Consider the following 19,421-nt stretch of genomic DNA (forward strand, 5'->3'; position numbering starts at 1 on the left):
CGCGGCTGCCACCGACGACCGGCACCGAGCCGGTGATGTCGGCGACCGACCCGCCGTCGAGCAGCAGCTGCTCGCGCTCCTCGCGCGTGAGTACGGTATGGCTCACGGCCGTCGCGCCGTCGAAGTCGTCGTCAAAGTCGTCGGCGCCCGCGAGCGCCCGTGCAGCATCTCCACCGGATGGCTGAGACATCGCATTCCTCCATCGTTCACAAAGTTCCGCCGGGCATGCTTCGCGGGGGTCATGGAACGTGGCGGGATGGTTCGGAAGAGAGAATCTGTCACGATTCTTCCGTCGCACTGACTGTGCGGTCTCGGGACGCGTTTCGTGTCCGCTCGTGAATGGCAGTCCGTCTCTCGGTGGCCCGCGCTCCGGCATCGTGTCGCATCACGTGCCGCGAAGCCCCGGGCGGGCGGATTGCCTCACCGGTAAAATTTCGCAAGGTGCAACACTAAGACTCTTTGTCCCGTTACGCAAATTGACTCCCGGCGCAAAGGCCCCTTCGGGCGTGTCGCCGGGCATCTGTTCACTCCCTCTTCAGAGGGAGTCGAGGAGCGGCGAAGCCGCGACTCGGTGGGAGTCCGCACGACCGCCGAAGGCGGAGTGCGCGCTGGAAGGCGAGCTTGCGTTCCAGCGCGCACTCGTCGCTACGCGACATCGTGCGAACTCCCACCGGCTCGCGCTACGCGCTCGCCGACTCCCTCTGAAGAGGGAGTCTGCGCTATGCGGGGAATTCCTTGCGGTGGAGAGCCTCTCGCCGCCGTCCAGGTGAAAGACTGGAACGGAAGAATCGTGCCGAATTCCGGCGCGACGGACGGGCGATGACGGGAGGATGGCGATGCAGGACAACAGCGGCATGGTGCCGAAGCGGACGCGCGAGGAGATCGACGAGCTGGCGGAGAACGATCCGAGCCAGCACGAGTCGAAGTGGGAGACGTACAAGCGGCAGCCGAAGGGCAGCAAGTGGGGCTACTTCTACCGGCATTTCTTCTGGGCGATCGTCTGCTGGCTGCTCGTCATCGTCGCCGTCGTCTCGTTCATCGTGCACCTGTGCGTCACGCCGCGCACCGTCGAGCTCGGCGTCGCGTTCGTCGACATGTCGGAAACCACGTCGCAGATGGACGAGCTCGAGGACGGCTTCCTGAAGTCGAACTCCAATCTCAAGAGCGACGTCATCCAGTTCGACAACGGCTACGAAACCGACTCGGCGAACTCGGTCGAGGCGGAGGGCGAGACGAACGACCTCAACACGGCGATCTCGGCCGACTCGATCAACACGCTCGTCGGCCCGGAGGCGACGATCCAGCACGAGGCGAAGGAAGGCTTCGTCGAGCCGCTCGCCGACGCGCTGACGCCGTACCAGCTCGAAACACTGGAATCGCGCGGCGCCGTCGTCGAGATGGACGATTCGTCCGGCCAGTCGAAGCCGATGGCCCTCGACCTGTCCAAGTCGGCGAAGTGGACCGAATCCGGCGGCCAGTCCGACGCCCTGATCGGCTTCGTCAATGCCAGTTCCAGCAGCTACGTCAAGGCGTTCGTCAAGTACCTGTACGACCTGTGACAACAAATATGAGCTCCCTGGAAGGGAGCTGTCGAGCGTAGCGAGACTGAGGGTCGACTTACGGATCGCAACCGGTTATGCTCCGTAAGTCGACCCCTCGGCTCGGCTGCGCCTCGCCGATCCCCTTCCAGGGGATTCTCTTTACCATCGCCGAGAAGAACGGAATATTGCCAGCATAATTAAACAGCTTGCCGTATTGTGGCCGATAGCAAGTGCAGGGGGACATCGGCGACGAGGAGGTCGGCAATGACGCAGGAACAACGGGCGAGAACGGCGGACGGGGCGACGCCGGCGGTGAAGATCGAGCCGAACAGCCGCGGGCGGTTCCAGTGGGGCAACGGCGTCGTCTCGATGGTGTTCGAGACGACGCCGGACGCGCCGGTGCGGCTCATCGGGCTGTCGGGCCGCGGCATGGCGCCGGCGACCGTCGACATTCCCGGCGAGCCGGACGCCCAGCCGATCGTCGAGCTGCGCTCGTCGCTCGACTCGGGCGCCGACAACCGCCTCAAGCTCGCCGTCTCGGCGGCCGGCCGCCGGCTGCGCTTCGCCGGCGCGTACCGCTACGAGCCGGACGAATCGGGCCATGTCGGCCAGTACCGGCTTGCCATCCGGCAGGTCGACGAGTCGACCGGCCTCGTCGTCGTCAGCGTCTTTGACGCGTTCGACTGCATCAGCGCCGTGCGCTGCTTCACCGTCGTCGGCTGCGACCGTCCGTTCCCGCTGGAAGCCGTCTCGTCGCTGAACATCACGTTGCCGCTCGCGGCCGCCGGCATTGCCGACGACGACGTGCGGATCTACTGGGGCGATAGCTCGTGGGATCTCGAGAACGACTGGCACGCCGTGCCGCTGCGCCGCACGACGCTCAAGGACCGCAACCAGCGCGTCAATCCGGGCATGTCGTCGGCCCGCTTCGCCCGCCGCTCGACGTCGACATGGTCGACCGGCGAATACCAGCCGGCCGGCATCATCGAGGCCGGCGCCGGATCGGTGACCGGTCACGATATCGGGAACGATTCGCGCGGAGGAATCGTGCACGATTCTTCCGATGACGGTGGTTCACGTGAACATATGCTCGTTCCCGACGTCGAATGGACGCCGGGACAGACGGCGACGAAGGCTCCGAAGCGCGAATCGTCACCGTTTTCGCTGATGTGGCAGATCGAGCAGAACGGCCCGTGGGAATGGGAGGTCGGCGAGGACGATCCGGGCCTGCGCGTGAGCGCGTATGGGCCGGAGTTTGACGACCACCAGTGGTTCACGATGCTCGGCCCCGGCAACGACTGCTTCACCGTCACGGCGACGTTCGCGATCGCCGCCGGCGACTGGCAGCATGCCGTCGCCGAGATGACGATGAAGCGGCGCGGCATGCGCACCGTCAAGGCCTACGAGCTCGGCCGCTTCGAGCAGGCCGCCGAACACCAGCACGTCGTCGTCTACAACGACTACATGAACACGCTGTTCGGCGACCCCACGACGGACAAGGAGCTGCCGCTCATCGACGGCGCGGCGCACGCCGGCGCCGACATCTTCTGCATCGACGCCGGCTGGTACGACAGCAACGACGGCGGCTGGTGGGACATGGTCGGCGAATGGGAGTCGTCGACGAACCGCTTCGGCCCGATCCGCTTCGCCGGCCTCGTCCACGCCATCCAGGCGGCCGGGCTCGGCGTCGGCCTGTGGCTGGAACCGGAGGTCATCGGCGTCAAGTCCCCGATGGCCGACAAGCTGCCGGACAGCGCGTTCTTCCAGCGGCACGGCAGCCGCGTGTCCGACGAGGGCCGCTACCATCTCGACTTCCGCTCCCCCGCCGCCCGCGAGCACGCGACGGCGACCGTCGAGCGGCTCATCGAGCAGTTCGACGTCAAGTACTTCAAGTTCGACTACAACACGACGCCGGGCGCCGGCACCGACTACATGGCCGAGTCGGTCGGTGGCGCGCTGCTCGACCACTGCCGCGCCGTGCAGGACTGGATCGACGAGCTGCGGCGCCGCCATCCTGATGTCATGATCGAGAACTGCGGTTCCGGCGCCATGCGCGCCGATCACGCGATGCTCTCGCGGCTCGACATCCAGTCGACGTCGGACCAGTGCGACCCGGTCGTCTACGCCGGCATCGCGGCGGCGGCCGGATTGACGATTCCTCCGGAACAGCAGGGCAACTGGGGCTACGCGCAGCCCGACATGGACGACGAGCGGGCCGTGCTGACGCTGGCCACCGGCGTGCTGGGGCGGCTGTACCTGTCCGGATTCATCGGCGAGATGGACGTGCCGCGGCTGAAGCTCGTCCGCGCGGCCGTGAAGCTGCACCGCGAGGTGCTCGGCGTCCAGCTCGACATGGTGCCGTGGTGGCCGGCCGGCCTGCCGCAGTTCCACGGCGACTGGCTCGCCTGTGGCCTGCGCCACGACCTGCCGATGACCGAGGCGATCTGGCCGGCCCGCGCCGCCGGGCTGAAGGCCGGCGACGTCGACGATTACGTGACGGTCTGGCGCCGCGGCGGCGACGCGTCCTTCGAGATGGACCTCGGCTCGTACGCCGGCGACAACGGCCCCGGCGAGATCGAGGTGCGCCAGGTCTTCCCGCCGGTCACGCCGAACTGCGCGCCCGACGCCGCCGCGTGGATCGTCGAGGAAACCGGCGTCCCCGGCCGTTTCCGCTTCACCGCCTCCGACCTGACCCAGCCCACCGCGAGGATCTTCTCCGTGCGAAGGAAGTACCGGATCTGAGCTGCCTGGAAGGGAGCTGTCGAGCGCAGCGAGACTGAGGGTCGACTTGCGGAACGCAATCGATTACGCTCCGTGAGTCGACCCCCTCGCTTCGCGGCTACGCCGCTCGGCGATCCCCTTCCAGGGGATTTGTATTGCTGGATGTCGCAGCGCCTACACTGGTGGGCATGAGCAAGAAGCACAGGGACAGGAGCTGGGCGCCGGCGCCGGTGGCGTTACCGGCGGACGCCCATGTCATCGACAACCACACGCACGTCGCGTCGGTCGTGCCGTTCGCGGCGGCGATGAGCCACGAGGCCGTCAGCAAGGGACAGCCGGAAGTGCCGGTCTACAGCGTCGACGAGCTGCTCGCGCAGGCGGCGTCGGTCGGCGTCGAGGGCGTTATCGACTGCGGCTGCGAGCTGCCGAACCTGATGACCGCCGTCGACATGGCCCGGGAGCATCCGGACAGCGTGCATGCGGCGATCGCGATCCACCCGAACGAATCGGTCCTGCACGGCCACCGCGGCGCGCCGGGACCGGACGGCCTGCCCGTCAAGTACAAGCCGTGGCACGACGTGCCGTTCGACGACGCGATGGCCGAAGTCGCGCGAATCGCGAAACAATATCCGAAGCAGGTCGTCGCGATCGGCGAGACCGGCATGGATTTCTTCCGCACCGGCGAGTCGGCTCGCGAACTGCAGCGCGAGGCATTCCGCGCGCACATCGCGCTGGCGAAGGAACTGGGCCTACCGATGCAGATCCACGACCGCGACGCCCACCGCGCCGTCATCGAGACGCTGCTCGCCGACGGCGCGCCGGAACGCACCGTCTTCCACAGCTACTCCGGCGACGCCGAGATGGCCGAAATCGCCCGCGAGCACGGCTGGTACCTGTCGATGAGCGGCACGTCGAGCTACAAGGGCAACGGCGGCATCCGCGAGTCGGCGAGGATTGTCGGCCTGGACCACGTCATGGTCGAGACCGACGCGCCGTACCTGACGCCGATGCCCTACCGCGGCCGCACGAACGCACCGTACATGATCCCCTACACGCTCGCCTCGCTCGCCGACTACCTCGGCCTCGACGTCGCCGACGTCGCCCGCGCCACCCGCGAGACCACGCGGACCGTCTACGGGATCTAGGAAAGCCGGAAAAGGTTGACCGCCGGCGCCGCCCATAGGAATAAGGAAGTGGAGGCGGCGGCCGACGGCCAAGTATTATTTGTCCGTTCGTTCACGCATCAATGACATGCATGTGACATGCATGAACGAACGGGAATCGGCTCAGCTCTTCTGCCAGCCGAGGTTGATGACGTCGAGGCTCGTGAAGCCGGCGGGGCCGTAGTTGGCGAGGCCCTTCTTGACGGCGAAGAAGGCCGGCGGCACGTCGACGGGTTCGGTGCCGTACAGCGCGAGCGCGGCCTTCTCGGCCTTGTTCGCGGCGGCTACGGCCTTGAGCTGGTCGGAGATCGTGCCCGGCACGGCGGCGAGCTTGTCGACCTCGTCGCTGCCGACGTACGTGTAGTTCGAGTCGGAATCCGAACCGTAGAGCTGGGCCACGTTGACCTGGCTGTACGGGGTCGGCGCGCTCCACCCCATCGGCAGCACGTCGTAGTCGCCGCTGCCGATGACGTCGGAGAACTTCGACGTGTCCTGATTGTCGAGGTCGACCTTGATGCCGGCTTCCTTCAGCATCTGCTGGTAGGCCTTCGCGAGCGCGGTGCCGGTCGCGGCGTCGCCGAAGTACGTGTAGCGCACCTCGAGCGTCTTGCCGTCCTTCTGGTAGTAGCCGTCGGAGCCGAGCGTGTAGCCGTCGGCCTCGAGCGTCTTCTTCGCGCCGTCGACATCGACCTGCTTCGCGACGTCGGGCCGGTTGTCCTCGTAACCCTCCTGGAAGACCGGGAACAGCTCGGAGCCCGGCGCGCTCGGCGTCCAGTTGAGGCCCTGGTAGTGGATCTTCGTCCACGTCGTGCCGTCGAAGGCCTGCTCGAACGCCTTGCGCACGTTCTGGTCGGACAGGAACGTCGACTTGCCGTTGTAGACGAGCACGTTCGTGGACTTCGAGTAGCCGAGGCGGATCTGCGTGTCCTTCGTGTCCTTGACGGTCTGCAGCGACGTGTTCGTCGCGAACTCGACGGCGTCGATCTCGCCGTTCTTGAACGCGTTGAGCTCGGCGGTGGGTTCCATGTACTTGTAGGTCACCTGCGTCAGCTTCGGCTTGTCGCCCCACCAGTTCTCGTTCGGCACGAAGACGACTTCGTCGTCATTGGCCGTCTGCACCTTCCACGGGCCGGCGCCCCATTCGCTATGCGGGTTGTCGTTCCAGCCGGACGTGAACGTCGTCGTGTCCTCGGCTTCCGGATTGTACAGGCCGCCGAACAGCGACTGCCACGGGTACCACGGCTGCGAGAACGTGATGACGGCCTGCTTGGCGTTGTCGCCCTCGGTGACGGACTTGATCTGGTTCCAACCCTCGGTGGACGCCGGATTGTAGCCGTCGTTGCTGCCGTTGCTGACTTCCCACGTCGCCCTGAACGCCGTCCAGTCGATGTCGGTGCCGTCGTTCCACTTCGCCTTGTCGTTGATCGTGAACTTGACGACGAGCGGATCGTCGCTCACCGTCGTGACGTCGGTGATGTAGTCCTTGTTCCACGTGATGTTGCCGCTGAAGTCGGTCGTGTACAGCTGCGGCATGTAGTAGCTCCACAGCGTCTGCATGTCGCTGGTGTTGCCGTCGGCCGAGAACGAGTTCCAGCTGCTCGTGTACGTCGTCGCGAGCGTCAGCGTGCCGCCGTCCTGGACGTTGTCGCGCTCCTGCGGATTGTTGTAGGCGGTGTTGGCGTCCGGCATCGGATAGGTGCCGGTGTAGTCGTTGGCGAAGCCGTCGGCCGGCTCTGCGGCGCCGACGGCGTCGCTCGAGCTCGAGCCACCGCAGCCGCCGAGGCCGATCAGCATGCCGCACGCGGCGGCGACCGCCACGCCGGCGGTCAGCTTCCTTCTCCATGAATCGTTCATGGTATCCCCTCTCCTGGTGGATGGTTCTCTATTCTTCTGTCCGTGCGGTCACGGGTGACCGTTGCACGATTCCCGCGCGGTAGCGCACCGCGCTCTCCTCGACGAAATGGCAAGCGACCTGCTGTCGCCATCCGTCGTGGTGTCCAAGCTTTGGCGGCACCGTGTCGCACAGGCGCCGCTTGTCTTCCGGCAGCGTCAGCCTCAGCGGGCAGCGCGAGGCGAACGGGCAGCCGGGGATCTCCTCGACCGGGCTCGGCAGGTCGCCCTGCAGCACGATGCGGTGCCGCGAGCGCTCGACCTTCGGATCCGGCACCGGCACGGCGCTAAGCAGCGCCTGCGTGTACGGGTGGAGCGGATGCCGGAACACCGTTTCGGTCTCGCCGCTCTCGACGATGTGGCCGAGGTACATGACAGCGACGTGCGTGGAGATGTGGCGGATGACCGACAGGTTGTGGGCGACGAGCAGGTAGGCGACACCGAGTTTGTTCTGCAGGTCCTCGAGCAGGTTGATGACGCCGGCCTGGATGGAGACGTCGAGCGCCGAGACCGGTTCGTCGAGCAGGATGAGCTTCGGGTTGACGGCGAGCGCGCGGGCGATCGCGATGCGCTGGCGCTGGCCGCCGGAGAACTGCGTCGGGAAGCGGTCGACCTGGTCGGGGTTGAGCTCGACAAGCCGCATGAGCTCGCCGATGCGGTCGTTGATGTCCTCCTTCGACAGGCGGGCGACCTTGAGCGGCTCGGCGAGGATGTCGTAGACGGGCAGGCGAGGGTCGAGCGAGCTCATCGGATCCTGGAAGACGTACTGGACGAGGCCGTGCAGTTCGCGGCGTTCGGCGCGCGGCATGCCCTTGACGACGGGCGTGCCGAACAGCTCGACGGTGCCGCCCTCCGGCTGCTTCAGGTCCATGATCTCGAGCAATGTCGTCGACTTGCCGGAGCCGGATTCGCCGACGAGCGCCATCGTCTCGCCCTCGCGCACCTCGAGGCTGACGTCGTCGACGGCGTGCACGGTGCCGATCCTGCGGCGCAGGAAGCCGCCGCCGGTCAGCGGGAACGTCTTCTTGAGGTCGTGGACGTCGAGGACGGTGCGGCGTTCGTCGTACGGCACGTCGTCGAGGATGGACGGCACGGCCTTGCCGACGTGGAACACGTCGCGGTACGTGAGCTTGCGGTCGAGGATGTATTCGGTGCGGTGGCAGGCGGCCCGCTGGCCCGGCCGGCCGGGCACGGCCTCGAGCTCCGGTTCGCTCATGCGGCATTCGTCAACGGCGAGCGGGCAGCGCGGGCTGAACGGGCAGCCGGCCGGCAGGTCGACGAGGTTTGTCGGCGAGCCGGGGATCGGCACGAGGCGGTCTTCGCGGCCGGTGTCCGGCCGGGGGCAGGCGCCGAGCAGGCCCATCGTGTACGGCATGACCGGCTCGTAGAAGATGTTGTCGACCGGCGCCGTCTCGACTGGCGCGCCGGCGTACATGACGATGATGTCGTCGGCGTTGCCGGCGATGACGCCGAGGTCGTGCGTGATGAAGATCAGCGCGGCGCCGGTTTCCTCCTGCGCCTTCTGCAGGACCTCGAGGACCTGCGCCTGGATTGTCACGTCGAGTGCCGTCGTCGGCTCGTCGGCGATGATGACGTCGGGATTGTTCGCGATCGCCATCGCGATGACGACGCGCTGGCGCATGCCGCCGGAGAATTCGTGCGGATACGACTTGAGCCGTTCCTCGGCGTTCGGGATGCCGACGAGCGCGAGCAGCTCGATCGACCGGCGGCGCACCTCGTCGGCCGTCATCTTCGGGTTGTGGACGACGAGCGCCTCCTTCATCTGCTCGCCAATCGAGAAGACAGGCGTCAGCGCCGACAGCGGATCCTGGAACACCATCGCGATGCCGTCGCCGCGGATCCGGCTCATCTCGGCGTCGGTCTTGCTGAGCAGCTCCTCGCCGTGGAACCTGATCGAGCCGGTCACGTGGGCGTTCGAGTCGAGCAGTCCCATGATCGACATGCTCGTCACCGACTTGCCCGAGCCGGACTCGCCGACGATGCCGAGCGTCTGCCCGCGCCTGAGGTCGAAGCTCACGCCGCGCACCGCGTGGACGGTGCCGGCTTCGGACGCGAAGTTCACCCTGAGGTCGCGCACCTGCAGCACGGTCTCGCCGTCGGCGGCGTCGCGGTCGACCGGGTTGCCGGACTGGCCGTCGGTCGCATGAATCGTTCGAAACCTTGGCGACGATTCGCCCGAATCTTTTCCTGTCTTCCTGAACATCATGACGTCTCCTGTCGCTTCACTCGGCCTTGCCGGCGGACTTCGAATACGGGTCGATGGCGTCGCGCAGGCCGTCGCCGATGAGCTGCATGCTGAACGTCAGCGCGATCAGCACGAGCGACGGGAAGATGATGACCCACGGCGCCGTGACGATAACCGACTGGCCCTCGTTGAGCAACGTGCCGAGCGACGTGTCCGGCGCCTTGATGCCGAGGCCGAGGAAGCTCAGTGACGTTTCCGAGCTGATCGCCGAGACGACGCCGAGCACCGTGTTGATGATCAGTACCGAGCCGAGATTCGGGATGAGGTGGCGCACGATGATCCGCAGCGAGCCGACGCCCATGAACTTCGCCGCCCGGACGTAGTCGAGCTCGCGCAGGCTCATCGTCAGCGTGCGCAGCGTGCGGGCGTAGCCGATCCAGCCGAACGCCGTCAGGCCAAGCGTGAGCCACAGCCAGCCGGCCGTGCCGGACGCCGAACGCACGATCATCGCGATGAGCAGGAACGACGGGACGACGAGCAGCATGTCGAGCAGCCACATGCCGACCTTCTCGAACCAGCCCTCGAAGAACGCGATCGCCGTGCCGACAAGCGCGGCGATGACGGTCGTCGCCAGCGAGCTCAGGATGCCGATCGACATCGAGCGGCCCAGGCCCCTGACGACCATCGCGTACAGGTCGGAGCCGCCGGACGTCGTGCCCATCAGGTGGTCGCCGTCGGGCGGCGTGCCGAGCGACAGGAAGTCGAGCTCCTCGTAGGTCCAGTGCGTCAGGTACTTGCCGAAGATCGCGAAGAACGCAAGCACGATCAGCAGCACGAGTCCGACGACGGCCGATGGCCGGCGCATGAACCGGCGCACGTACAGTGTCATGCGCCCGGTGCGCTTGAGCTTGGGTTCCAGCCGGCCGTCCTCGGTTTCGACGGCCGGATCGTTATTCATGTCCGCATACATGGTGGTGGGTTTTGCTTTCGTTGCTGAAGTGTTGGTGTTGGTGGTCGGTAAGTCTTGAAGTCCTGAGGTCTTGAAGTTCCGGAGTCTTGAAATGGCGTCCGGGGCTCTCTTTTCGTGTCACCAGCCCGAGCTCGCAGCTCGGGCTGGTGACACGAAAAGAGAGCTACCCGAGACGGATGCGCGGGTCGAGCCACGCCGAGGCGATGTCGGCGAGCAGCGCGCCGCCGAGCGTGCAGGCGCCGCCGAACGCGGCGATGCAGACGGCGCCGTTGATGTCGTTGTTGTTGATCGTCGTCACGAAGTAGCGGCCGAGGCCGTTGATCGCGAAGACCGTCTCGGTGATGACGGCGCCGGTGAAGACGCCGGCGATCGAGAACGCGACGTTGACGCAGGTCGGGATCAGCGACGTGCGCAGCGCGTGCTTGCGGATGGCCTGGTTGAGCGTCAGGCCCTTGGCGCGGGCCGTGCGCACGTAGTCGGCGTTCATCGTGTCCAGCAGGTACGTGCGCTGGGTCAGGTGATAGCCGACGACGCCGGGAATCGTCAGCACGATCGTCGGCAGGATGATGTGCTGCAGGAAGTCGACGACGTAGCCCCAGGGATTCGAGCCGCCGTACGAATGCAGGCCGGTGACGTAGAACAGGCGCGTGCCGGTGGCGTTGTTGAGCCAGATGGCGCCGAACACGACGAACAGGCCGAGGACGGCGGTCGGCACGACGAGGAAGAACGTCGCGATGGCGTTGAGCGTGCGGTCCTGCCACTTGTACTGGCGGATGGCCGTGTAGACGCCGATCGCGACGCCGATGACGATCGACAGGATGGTGCCGATCGTGACGAGCTGCACCGACGCCGAGATGCGCGTGGCGACGGCCGAGCCGACCGGCGACTGGTCGGGCGCCAGCCCCCAGTCCCACTTCGTGACGACGCCCTTGAGCCAGCGCAGGTAGCGCAGGATGACCGGCGTCTGGTCGTTGATGTTGGCGTTGTCGAGCGAACGGTTGATCGACGCCTCCGGCGGCGCGGGATGCCTTGACATGTAGTTCGAACGCGGATTCATGAACGCGCTCGCCAGGAAATACGTCATCGACACGGCCACGAACAGCATGACGACGTAGTTCGCGAGCCGTTTGAGGATATACTTGATCATTCGCCTTGCAGCCCCACTTCTCCCCTTATTCCCCCTGTCGCTCCGGGGGTCTCTCAACTCCCCCGGCGACCGGCCCGACCGTCATGCACTCCGTGGAGAGGAAGAGGCGCATCGTCGGAACTTGATTGACCTTGATATTCCGACGAAAAAGCGAATTCAATTTTTGTTCGAATAGTAAGATAATTTTGTTATAAAATATTTTTATAACTTGTTAAATTAGACAGAATCTTTTCAAAATTCTATGCATCATTTTTCACAAATTAATTAGGCATTTGTGCATAAAAATCAAAAGTGCATGAAAATAAAAACATGTCGCCATTCCGGAATCGGATCCCGGAATGGCGGCATGCGGAAATGCGGCCCCGTGCGGAAACTTGATTCCCGCCAGGGGAGGTCCCGCCGGCAGTAGTTCCCACTGGCAGGAGTCCTCTCGGCACGAGCCCGCCGGCGAAAGCCCACGGGCAGGAACCCGCGGGCGGGAGCCCGCCGGCGGCCTCAGTCGCTCATGCCGCAGGCCAGCGAGAGCGGAGCCCAGGGCTCGATCTCCACGGCCGGCTCGGCCAGCGCCGCCAGCGCCTTGTCGTCGAGGTAGTCCTTCTTGATGATGATCTCGTTGACGAACGAGTCGAACCAGTCGGCGGAGGCGACGTAGAAGCCCTTCTCGCCGTTGTCCTCGCCCCAGCTGTTCTCGATCTTCCAGCGCAACGGCTCGCCGTCGTCGCCAACCTCGACGCCGGTGATCGCCATCGCGTGGTTGCTCGGCGACTCGAAGTACTCGAGCGAATCGGCCTTGTCGAGCGCGAAGTCGGTGCCATACAGCTGGTCGACGCGCACGACGTCCTGGCTGAAGTAGCCTTCCTTGCGCAGCGCGAACTGGTGGCAGTCGCAGCAGAAGTACACCGGATGGCCGGCCTTGAGCTGGTCGACGGCGGCCTTGCGGAACACGTCGAGCGGCAGGTTGAGGAACGTGATGTCCTCGGCGTCGGCGATCGAGCGGCTGTACTTGATCGCGTAGCGCTTGTAGTACGGCGTCGATTCCATCGGGCAGTTGCACAGCTGCACGAAGTCGTGGATGTCGCACGGCACGTACTTCTTGACGAATTCCCGCGGCGCGATGCCGTGCTCGACGAGCTGCTTGCGCTCGTCGGTGCCGTTCTTCGGCGTGCCGAGCGCATCGGCCTCGTCGGCGGCCGCCTTCGCGTTGGCATCGGCACCGTCGGCAGTCGCGTCGGCGGCAGCGCTGGAGTTCGCGCCCGTCCTGGCGGACGAATCGTTCTTCTTGTCGTCGTCCGATCCGTCCTTCACGCGCAGCAGCACGTCGAACTTCTCCGGCGGAATGCCGAGATTGATCGCGACCATGCGCTGCACGACGGTCATGTCGTCGTCCTTCATGCCGCGCAGCACGTCGACGTCGGCGCCGGCGGCGCGCGCCTTGCGCAGCTCGGCCGCGAAGATGTGCAGCTTGCGGCCCAGGTACTGCTTGAACGCGCCCGAATCCATCGAGTTTGCGCACTCCGGGAACGCGTCCTTCGGCATCAGGCCGTACTTCGCAACGAGGTCGGCGAACAGCTGCCACCAGCCGCCGTCGGCGCCCGGCTCCTCGTTGATCGTCTGGAAGACGCGGCTGTCGGACGGTTCGTCGATCGTCTCGATGACATACTCGAGATACATGTTCGCCTTCTCGAGCGTCACCCAGTAGTACAGGTACGTTTCCGAGAACTCGAAGTTGTCGAGATTCCAGGCGTGCATGAGTTCGTAGCTGAGCATGTTCAGGCCGGCGAACATCCAGCAGCGGCCGGACTGCCGCTGGTTGGTGATCGACGCCATCTTCAGCTCGGTGTTGAACGTGCGCGGCAGCGCCCGCTCGCCGGCGAAGCTCGTCGCCGCCTTCAGGCTGCCGTTCGTCGTCGACGCGTTCGCCGCGACGACGTTCGCCCTGTCGTTGCCGAACTCGCCGCCGAGCTCCCTCATCCTCGCGACGTCCAGCGCCCCGGCCTTCCGGTCCGCCGGCTTCGTTTCTTCCGCCATCCGAAACCCCTTTCGCTCCGTCAATTTTTCGCGGTGTTCATACGATTCACACACTACACCGCGCCCGGATGGCGCTCCCCCTGCCGTCCTATCTCCAATCGCCCCCGCCAACTGGAAGGAAAGTCACGGCCACGACCCCTCGGGCGGCACCTCGCTTCCAGCTCACGCACGAAACTGGAAGAAAAGTCACGACCACGGCCCCTCGGACAGCACCTTGCTTCCAGCTCGCGCACGGAACTGGAAGAAAAGTCACGGCCACGGCCCCTCGGGCAGCACCTCGCTTCCAGTTCATGCACGGAACTGGAAGGAAGATACTGTCCGGCAGTCGTCGGGCGGCACCTTTCTTCCAGTTCCGTGCATGAACTGGAACCGACGAACCACGGGGACGCGGGTGCAGCCAAATTGTCATGGGGAGCCACCGGAGAAGCCACCGGAAAAGTCGCCGGAGAAGCCACCGGAAAAACCTCCGGAAGGAGAAGCCGCCGAAGAAAGAGAAAGCCGGCGGTAAGAGGCCGCCGGCTGAGAGAGAGAAGAGAGAAGAAGGGTTCAATTATGGGGTTCCGAAGGGGAACCTCGCCAGCCGTCCTTGAACTGCTGACATGTATTATGAAACTTCTTGACCCTGAAAAAGACGATACTCCTGTCTTAAAAAGCGCTGTTGAAGTTGTAAAGATTGCGTGATGACGGATTTTTTGGCGGTTTTTAGGAAAGAATTCGGCGCCGGAACCGTTGAAATTCAGCCATTTTCGCCGCAGTTTCTCTCTTTCGAACGATTCCCCCGTCCACACCCCCGCGAAATTTTTCATCCGCTACTTGTTATTCTTTGGGCGAAAACCCGCCAAAAAACGGGCAATAAAAACGCCTTCCCATGACATCGCAAACCCGGGCTGGCAGCCCGGGTTTGCGACATCGGAAAGCGGGAACCTGGCCGGTCTCGCCGCGGCCTCACTCGCTGGCGAGCTTGGCCTTTTCGCTGGCGAGTCGTTCGGCTTCGGCCTGCTGGCGGGCGGCGAGCTCGGACTCGAAGCGGGCGAGTTCCTCGTCGACGGCCTCGGCCGGGATCTTCGCGAAGATCGGCGACGGCTTGGCGACCGGCGCACCGACGACGATCGGCTCGCTCTTCCACGGATGGACGTTCTCGCCGAGGACGTAGTCGCCGGTGATGACCGGGTAGTGGAAGCCGGGCTTGTCGAGGTCCTCGACCTCCTCGATGTGCGGCAGCGGCGAGAACGTGCCGGTGCCGCCGAGCGCTTCCCAGACCTTCTGCGCCGAGTGCGGCAGGAACGGCGCGAGCAGGTGGTTGGCGTCGGAGACGGCCTGCGCGGCGACGTGCAGGACGGTGCCGAGGCGCGCCGGGTCGTCCTTGATCTTCCACGGTTCGGTGGCGGAGATGTACTTGTTGATGTCGCCGACAACCTTCATCGCCTCGTTGAGCGCGTTCTTCTGGCGGTGATGCTCGATGGAAGTACCGACGGCGTCGAACGCGGCGGCGGTCTCGGCGAGCAGCGCGCGGTCCTCGTCGGTCATCTTCGATTCGTCGAGCGCCGGGATCTCGCCGAAGTTCTTGTGGATGAGGTTGGCGACGCGGTTGACGAGGTTGCCCCACGACGACGCGAGCTCCTCGTTGTTGTGGCGCACGAACTCCGACCACGTGAAGTCGGAGTCGGAGCTTTCCGGACCGGCGACCGAGATGTAGTAGCGCACGGCGTCCACCGGGTAGCGGTCGAGGATGTCCTTGACGTAGATGACAATGCCGCGCGAGGAGCTGAACTTCTTGCCTTCCATCGTCATGAACTCGGAGGCGACGACCTGCTCCGGCAGGTTGAGCGGGCCGAGCTCGCCGGCCTTGCCGCCCTTCGAGCCGTCGCCGTTGTAGGCGATGATCTCGCTCGGCCAGATCTGGGAGTGGAACGTGATGTTGTCCTTGCCCATGAAGTAGTAGCCGGGGGTGGTCGGGTCGTTCCACCACTTGCGCCACGCATCCGGCTCGCCCTTGCGGCGCGCCCACTCGATCGACGCGGACAGGTAGCCGATGACGGCGTCGAACCAGACGTACAGTCGCTTGTTCGGGTTGTCGATCCAGCCCGGCTCCGGAACCGGAATGCCCCAGTCGATGTCGCGGGTGATCGCGCGCGGCTTGACGTCCTTGAACAGGCCGACGGAGAAGTTCATGACGTTCGTGCGCCAGCCCTCGCGGCTCTTGAGCATCGCGAGGTTCGCGTCGGCGAGCGCCGGCAGGTCGAGGAAGAAGTGTTCGGTCTCCTGGAAGATCGGCGTCTCGCCGTTGATCTTCGAGACGGGGTTGATCAGTTCGTCGGGGTCGAGTTCGTTGCCGCAGTTGTCGCACTGGTCGCCGCGGGCGCCGTCGGCGCCGCAGATCGGACAGGTGCCCTCGATATAACGATCCGGCAGCGTGCGGCCGGTCGACGGGGAGATGGCCACCTGCTGCGTGCCCTTGTAGATGTAGCCGTTCTCGAGGCACTGGCGGAACATCTCCTGGACGACGAGCTCGTGGTTCTTCGTCGTCGTGCGGGTGAACAGGTCGTAGCTCAGGCCGAGGTTGCACAGGTCGTTGGCGATGACGCGGTTGTAGCGGTCGGCGAGCTCCTGCGCGCTGACGCCTTCCTTGTCCGCCTCGACGAGGATCGGGGTGCCGTGCTCGTCGGTGCCGGACACCATCAGGACGTCGTTGCCCTTCATGCGTTCGTACCGCGCATAGACGTCCGACGGGACGCCGAAGCCGGCGACATGACCAATATGACGGGGACCGTTCGCGTACGGCCACGCAACATTCACCAAAACATGACTCATAATGCACGATTATCCGGTTGCATCCGGACTATTCGCCACGGCGTTCCCGTCCCGCCGCCCCGGTTCTTCCCCGCATGTCGCCAACCCGGGCCCCGGGTCCGGGTTGGCAACGCCTTCGCAATCCCCCGGAAGGGGCTCGCCGGGCGGCGCGTCCGCGAAGCGAGGGCCGGCTTGCGGAATGAACTGGCCGGGCTCCGCAAGTCGACCCTCAGCCACCTTCGCCGACAGCCCCCTTCCGGGGAACCTGGTGATGTGGAAAGCGGCACGATTTTCCACATTCCGGCCGCGAGTCTTCACATTGGGGCTGCGGATGCGGGCGAGGCGTCCACTTTTCCACATTCCGCCGGCGCATTCGTTGCCGGGGGCCGGATCGGGTCCTAGCGTGACCTGCCATGACCAAGCACAGGAACCTTCAAGGCGGCGGTCGCGGCAACGGCGCGCGTGGCGACCGCGGGGCGGCTCGCGCCGGCGGCGTCGAGCAGCCGGCGCTGTTCGAGCTGGAGCCGGATCGGGCACGGGCGACGACGTTTCCCGCGGAACTCCGGGCGCCGGATGCGAACGTCGTGCAATTCGGCGCGGCGTCCGGCGCGGGAATCGTGCCCGGTCCGGCGGCGTCCGACGGCGCCGACGGCTGGGCAATCGGCGACGAGCCGGCGGAGCCGAGCGTCGTCGCCGTCGACCGGCTGCCCGGCAAGCTGAGCTACGACTATCTGCGGCGGCACGGCGTGCTGACGCCGCTCGACGGGCACAGCGCGTACGTCGCCGACGACGGCGCGACGCTGTTCGGCCGCGCGGCGATCGTCGCCGACGTCATCGGCACGCGGACGCTGCGCGCCTGCGGCCGGACGGCGGCGTGGGTCTGGAACGGCGGCGAGTTTCCCGACGATCTCGACCTGTGGTCGAACAGCCGGTTTCACGGGTCGATTCACGGCCGGCGGGTTCACTGCACGGAGCGCAGGATTCCCGACGGGCAGTTCGTCGCCATCGGCCGGCTGGTACTGACGTCGCCGGCGCGCACCGTCTGCGACCTCGCGCTGCTGCCGCTCGACGGCGCCGAGGCGGCGTCGGTCGGGCCGGTGCTGTCGGCGCTGATGCGACGGTTCGACGTCGCCGTCGACGAATGCCTGGCGATGCTGCACGCGAACCCGAACGTCCGGCAGGCCGAGCACGCCCGTTCGCTGATCGGCCTCGCCGACGAGGCTCGCCGCGCCGACTTCGCGGAAGGAGCGTGAATGGACGGCGACGATTCCCGCGACCAGTCGCCCGCCGCGGACCGTCACGGCGACCGCGACGGCCTTCGCTGCTCCGGACGCCCGCACGCACGGCGCAGCCGGCGCGGCGGCCGCGGCCGTCACGCCGCCGGCAATCCGGAGGTGGAGGCGCGGCTCAGGGAGGGCCGGCTGACGTCCGGCCACCTCGGCCGGCCATGCGGCGGCGACTTCGACGACGGCCCCGGCGGCACGTCGCCGGCGGCCCGACGGCTCGCCGCCGGACGGCGCGAACTGTCGCCGCCGGCGCCCCCGCTCGTGCCGACGCCGCTGATGGCCTGCGATCCGGCGACCGATCCGTCGCTGCTGTGGCAACTGGCGAGGGACGAGCCGGAACTGCGCCGCTGGATCGTCGCCAATCCGGCCGCGAGCGCCTCGCTGCTCGAGTTCATCTCCCAGGCCGGCGGCCCCGGTGTCAGGGAAGCCCTGACGCTCCTGCTCGACTCGCTTGAGGAGCGGGCGGACTTACTGTCTGGAAAATATACTGGTGAGCATGACTGAGGCGGACATCAACGAACAGAATGACCAGGAACGCGACAGCCGGCAGCAGGGCGCACTCGACGCCACGGCGCAGGGCCGCGCCGACATGGTCGCGATTCCCCGCGGCACGGTGGTGCTCGCGGCGACGCCGATCGGCAACACCGGGGACGCCTCGGCGCGGCTCGTCGCGCTGCTCGAGCACGCGGACATCGTCGCGGCCGAGGACACGCGCCGGCTCTACGCGCTGGCGAACCGGCTCGGCGTGCATGTCGGCGGACGGGTCGTCGCCAATCATGACCACAACGAACGCGAGAAGGCCGACCGGCTGCTCGACGACGTCGCCGCCGGCGCGACGGTGCTCGTCGTCTCCGACGCCGGCATGCCGACGATCAACGATCCCGGCGTCGCGATCGTGCGCCGCGCGATCGAGCGCGACCTGCCGGTCACCTGCGCGCCGGGACCGTCCGCCGTCCTCGACGCCCTCGCGCTGTCCGGCCTGCCGACCGACCGCTTCTGCTACGAGGGGTTCCTGCCGCGCAAGCATTCCGACCGGATCGCCCACCTGCGCTCGTTGCGCGCCGAGCGCCGCACGATGGTGTTCTACGAGACGGTCCACCGCATCGACGACTCGATGGCCGCGCTGCTGGAAGTCTTCGGCCCCGACCGGCCGATGGCGCTGTGCCGCGAGCTGACGAAGGATTACGAGCAGGTGCGCCGCGGCACCGTCGGCAGCGTCGCCGACTCGGTGCGCACCGACCCGCCGCGCGGCGAGATGGTGCTCGTCGTCGCCGGCATCTCCGACGAGGAGCTCGCCGCCGGCACGGCCGCCGCCGGTCTCGACGACGACTGGCAGCCGATCGGCGTCGACGACCTCGCGCACCTCGCCCAGCAGCGCGCGACCGACCGCGGCCTGCGCATCAAGGACGCGATCGCCGAAGTCGTCAGGGAACACCCGCTGCCCGACGGCTCGCTGCACAATAAAAAGGAAATCTACGCCGCCGTGCTGGCGATGAAGTAGGACGATTCGTCCCAGGATTGCGCAGTGCGCGGCAAGGACCCTGGCGCCCTGAAAGGGAGCCCCGATTCGATGCCACGCACCCCGAATGGTCATTCCCCCGCCCTTTTCGGAAATTCCGAGCTTCGGAATAGTATCGTGGTCTTCACGACGACGAGAGGGGTTTCAGCATGCAGCAGAG

Annotated in this window: 13 protein-coding genes; 7 read left to right on the forward strand and 6 right to left on the reverse strand. The window is 66.2% G+C overall.

Features of this window, described 5'->3' with window-relative positions:
• Window positions 1–836: 836 nt before the first annotated feature.
• The 3 genes from F6S87_RS07835 (at window position 837) to F6S87_RS07845 (ending at window position 5,407) form a co-directional block, all read left to right on the forward strand.
• Window positions 837–1,559, forward strand: a complete 723-nt coding sequence (locus tag F6S87_RS07835) for a hypothetical protein (protein WP_163228107.1) — start codon at window positions 837–839, stop codon at window positions 1,557–1,559.
• Between the two features lie 246 nt (window positions 1,560–1,805).
• The gene (locus tag F6S87_RS07840; protein WP_163228108.1) at window positions 1,806–4,283 is read left to right on the forward strand and encodes a glycoside hydrolase family 36 protein; all 2,478 of its coding nucleotides are present in this window, start codon (window positions 1,806–1,808) and stop codon (window positions 4,281–4,283) included.
• 167 nt (window positions 4,284–4,450) lie between these two features.
• Complete coding sequence (locus F6S87_RS07845) at window positions 4,451–5,407, forward strand: TatD family hydrolase (protein ID WP_163228109.1); 957 nt, start codon at window positions 4,451–4,453, stop codon at window positions 5,405–5,407.
• Between the two features lie 141 nt (window positions 5,408–5,548).
• Here F6S87_RS07845 and F6S87_RS07850 read toward each other — a convergent pair whose 3' ends face one another.
• From F6S87_RS07850 to F6S87_RS07870, 5 genes are all read right to left on the reverse strand, one after another.
• Entirely contained in the window at window positions 5,549–7,279 is a 1,731-nt protein-coding gene (locus F6S87_RS07850) for an ABC transporter family substrate-binding protein (protein ID WP_163228110.1), read from the reverse strand.
• Window positions 7,280–7,307: 28 nt separating this feature from the next.
• The gene (locus tag F6S87_RS07855) at window positions 7,308–9,539 is read right to left on the reverse strand and encodes a dipeptide ABC transporter ATP-binding protein (protein ID WP_163228161.1); all 2,232 of its coding nucleotides are present in this window, start codon (window positions 9,537–9,539) and stop codon (window positions 7,308–7,310) included.
• 19 nt (window positions 9,540–9,558) lie between these two features.
• The gene (locus tag F6S87_RS07860) at window positions 9,559–10,479 is read right to left on the reverse strand and encodes an ABC transporter permease (RefSeq protein WP_331270781.1); all 921 of its coding nucleotides are present in this window, start codon (window positions 10,477–10,479) and stop codon (window positions 9,559–9,561) included.
• Window positions 10,480–10,654: 175 nt separating this feature from the next.
• Complete coding sequence (locus F6S87_RS07865) at window positions 10,655–11,638, reverse strand: ABC transporter permease (RefSeq protein ID WP_163228112.1); 984 nt, start codon at window positions 11,636–11,638, stop codon at window positions 10,655–10,657.
• 495 nt (window positions 11,639–12,133) lie between these two features.
• Window positions 12,134–13,666, reverse strand: a complete 1,533-nt coding sequence (locus F6S87_RS07870) for a C1 family peptidase (protein ID WP_407925120.1) — start codon at window positions 13,664–13,666, stop codon at window positions 12,134–12,136.
• A 680-nt stretch (window positions 13,667–14,346) separates the two neighbouring features.
• Here F6S87_RS07870 and F6S87_RS07875 point away from each other — a divergent pair.
• Window positions 14,347–14,538 carry a hypothetical protein gene (locus F6S87_RS07875; RefSeq protein WP_163228113.1) on the forward strand — a complete coding sequence of 64 codons (192 nt, stop codon included), beginning with the start codon at window positions 14,347–14,349 and terminating at the stop codon, window positions 14,536–14,538.
• A 73-nt stretch (window positions 14,539–14,611) separates the two neighbouring features.
• Here the strand turns inward: F6S87_RS07875 and metG are convergent, their stop codons facing one another.
• The gene (gene metG / locus F6S87_RS07880; protein ID WP_163228114.1) at window positions 14,612–16,477 is read right to left on the reverse strand and encodes a methionine--tRNA ligase; all 1,866 of its coding nucleotides are present in this window, start codon (window positions 16,475–16,477) and stop codon (window positions 14,612–14,614) included.
• Window positions 16,478–16,869: 392 nt separating this feature from the next.
• Between metG and F6S87_RS07885 the strand changes: the two genes are divergently transcribed.
• From F6S87_RS07885 to rsmI, 3 genes are read left to right on the forward strand one after another with little or no spacing between them, the layout of a single operon-like run.
• Window positions 16,870–17,709 carry a hypothetical protein gene (locus F6S87_RS07885; protein ID WP_163228115.1) on the forward strand — a complete coding sequence of 280 codons (840 nt, stop codon included), beginning with the start codon at window positions 16,870–16,872 and terminating at the stop codon, window positions 17,707–17,709.
• The gene (locus F6S87_RS08805; RefSeq protein ID WP_231129452.1) at window positions 17,710–18,246 is read left to right on the forward strand and encodes a variant leucine-rich repeat-containing protein; all 537 of its coding nucleotides are present in this window, start codon (window positions 17,710–17,712) and stop codon (window positions 18,244–18,246) included.
• The gene (gene rsmI, locus F6S87_RS07895) at window positions 18,239–19,243 is read left to right on the forward strand and encodes a 16S rRNA (cytidine(1402)-2'-O)-methyltransferase (protein WP_163228116.1); all 1,005 of its coding nucleotides are present in this window, start codon (window positions 18,239–18,241) and stop codon (window positions 19,241–19,243) included. Before F6S87_RS08805 ends, rsmI begins: the two co-directional genes overlap by 8 nt.
• Window positions 19,244–19,421: the final 178 nt, after the last annotated feature.

Origin of the sequence: Bifidobacterium choloepi, from assembly GCF_010667615.1 — a bacterium.
GTDB lineage: Bacteria > Actinomycetota > Actinomycetes > Actinomycetales > Bifidobacteriaceae > Bifidobacterium > Bifidobacterium choloepi.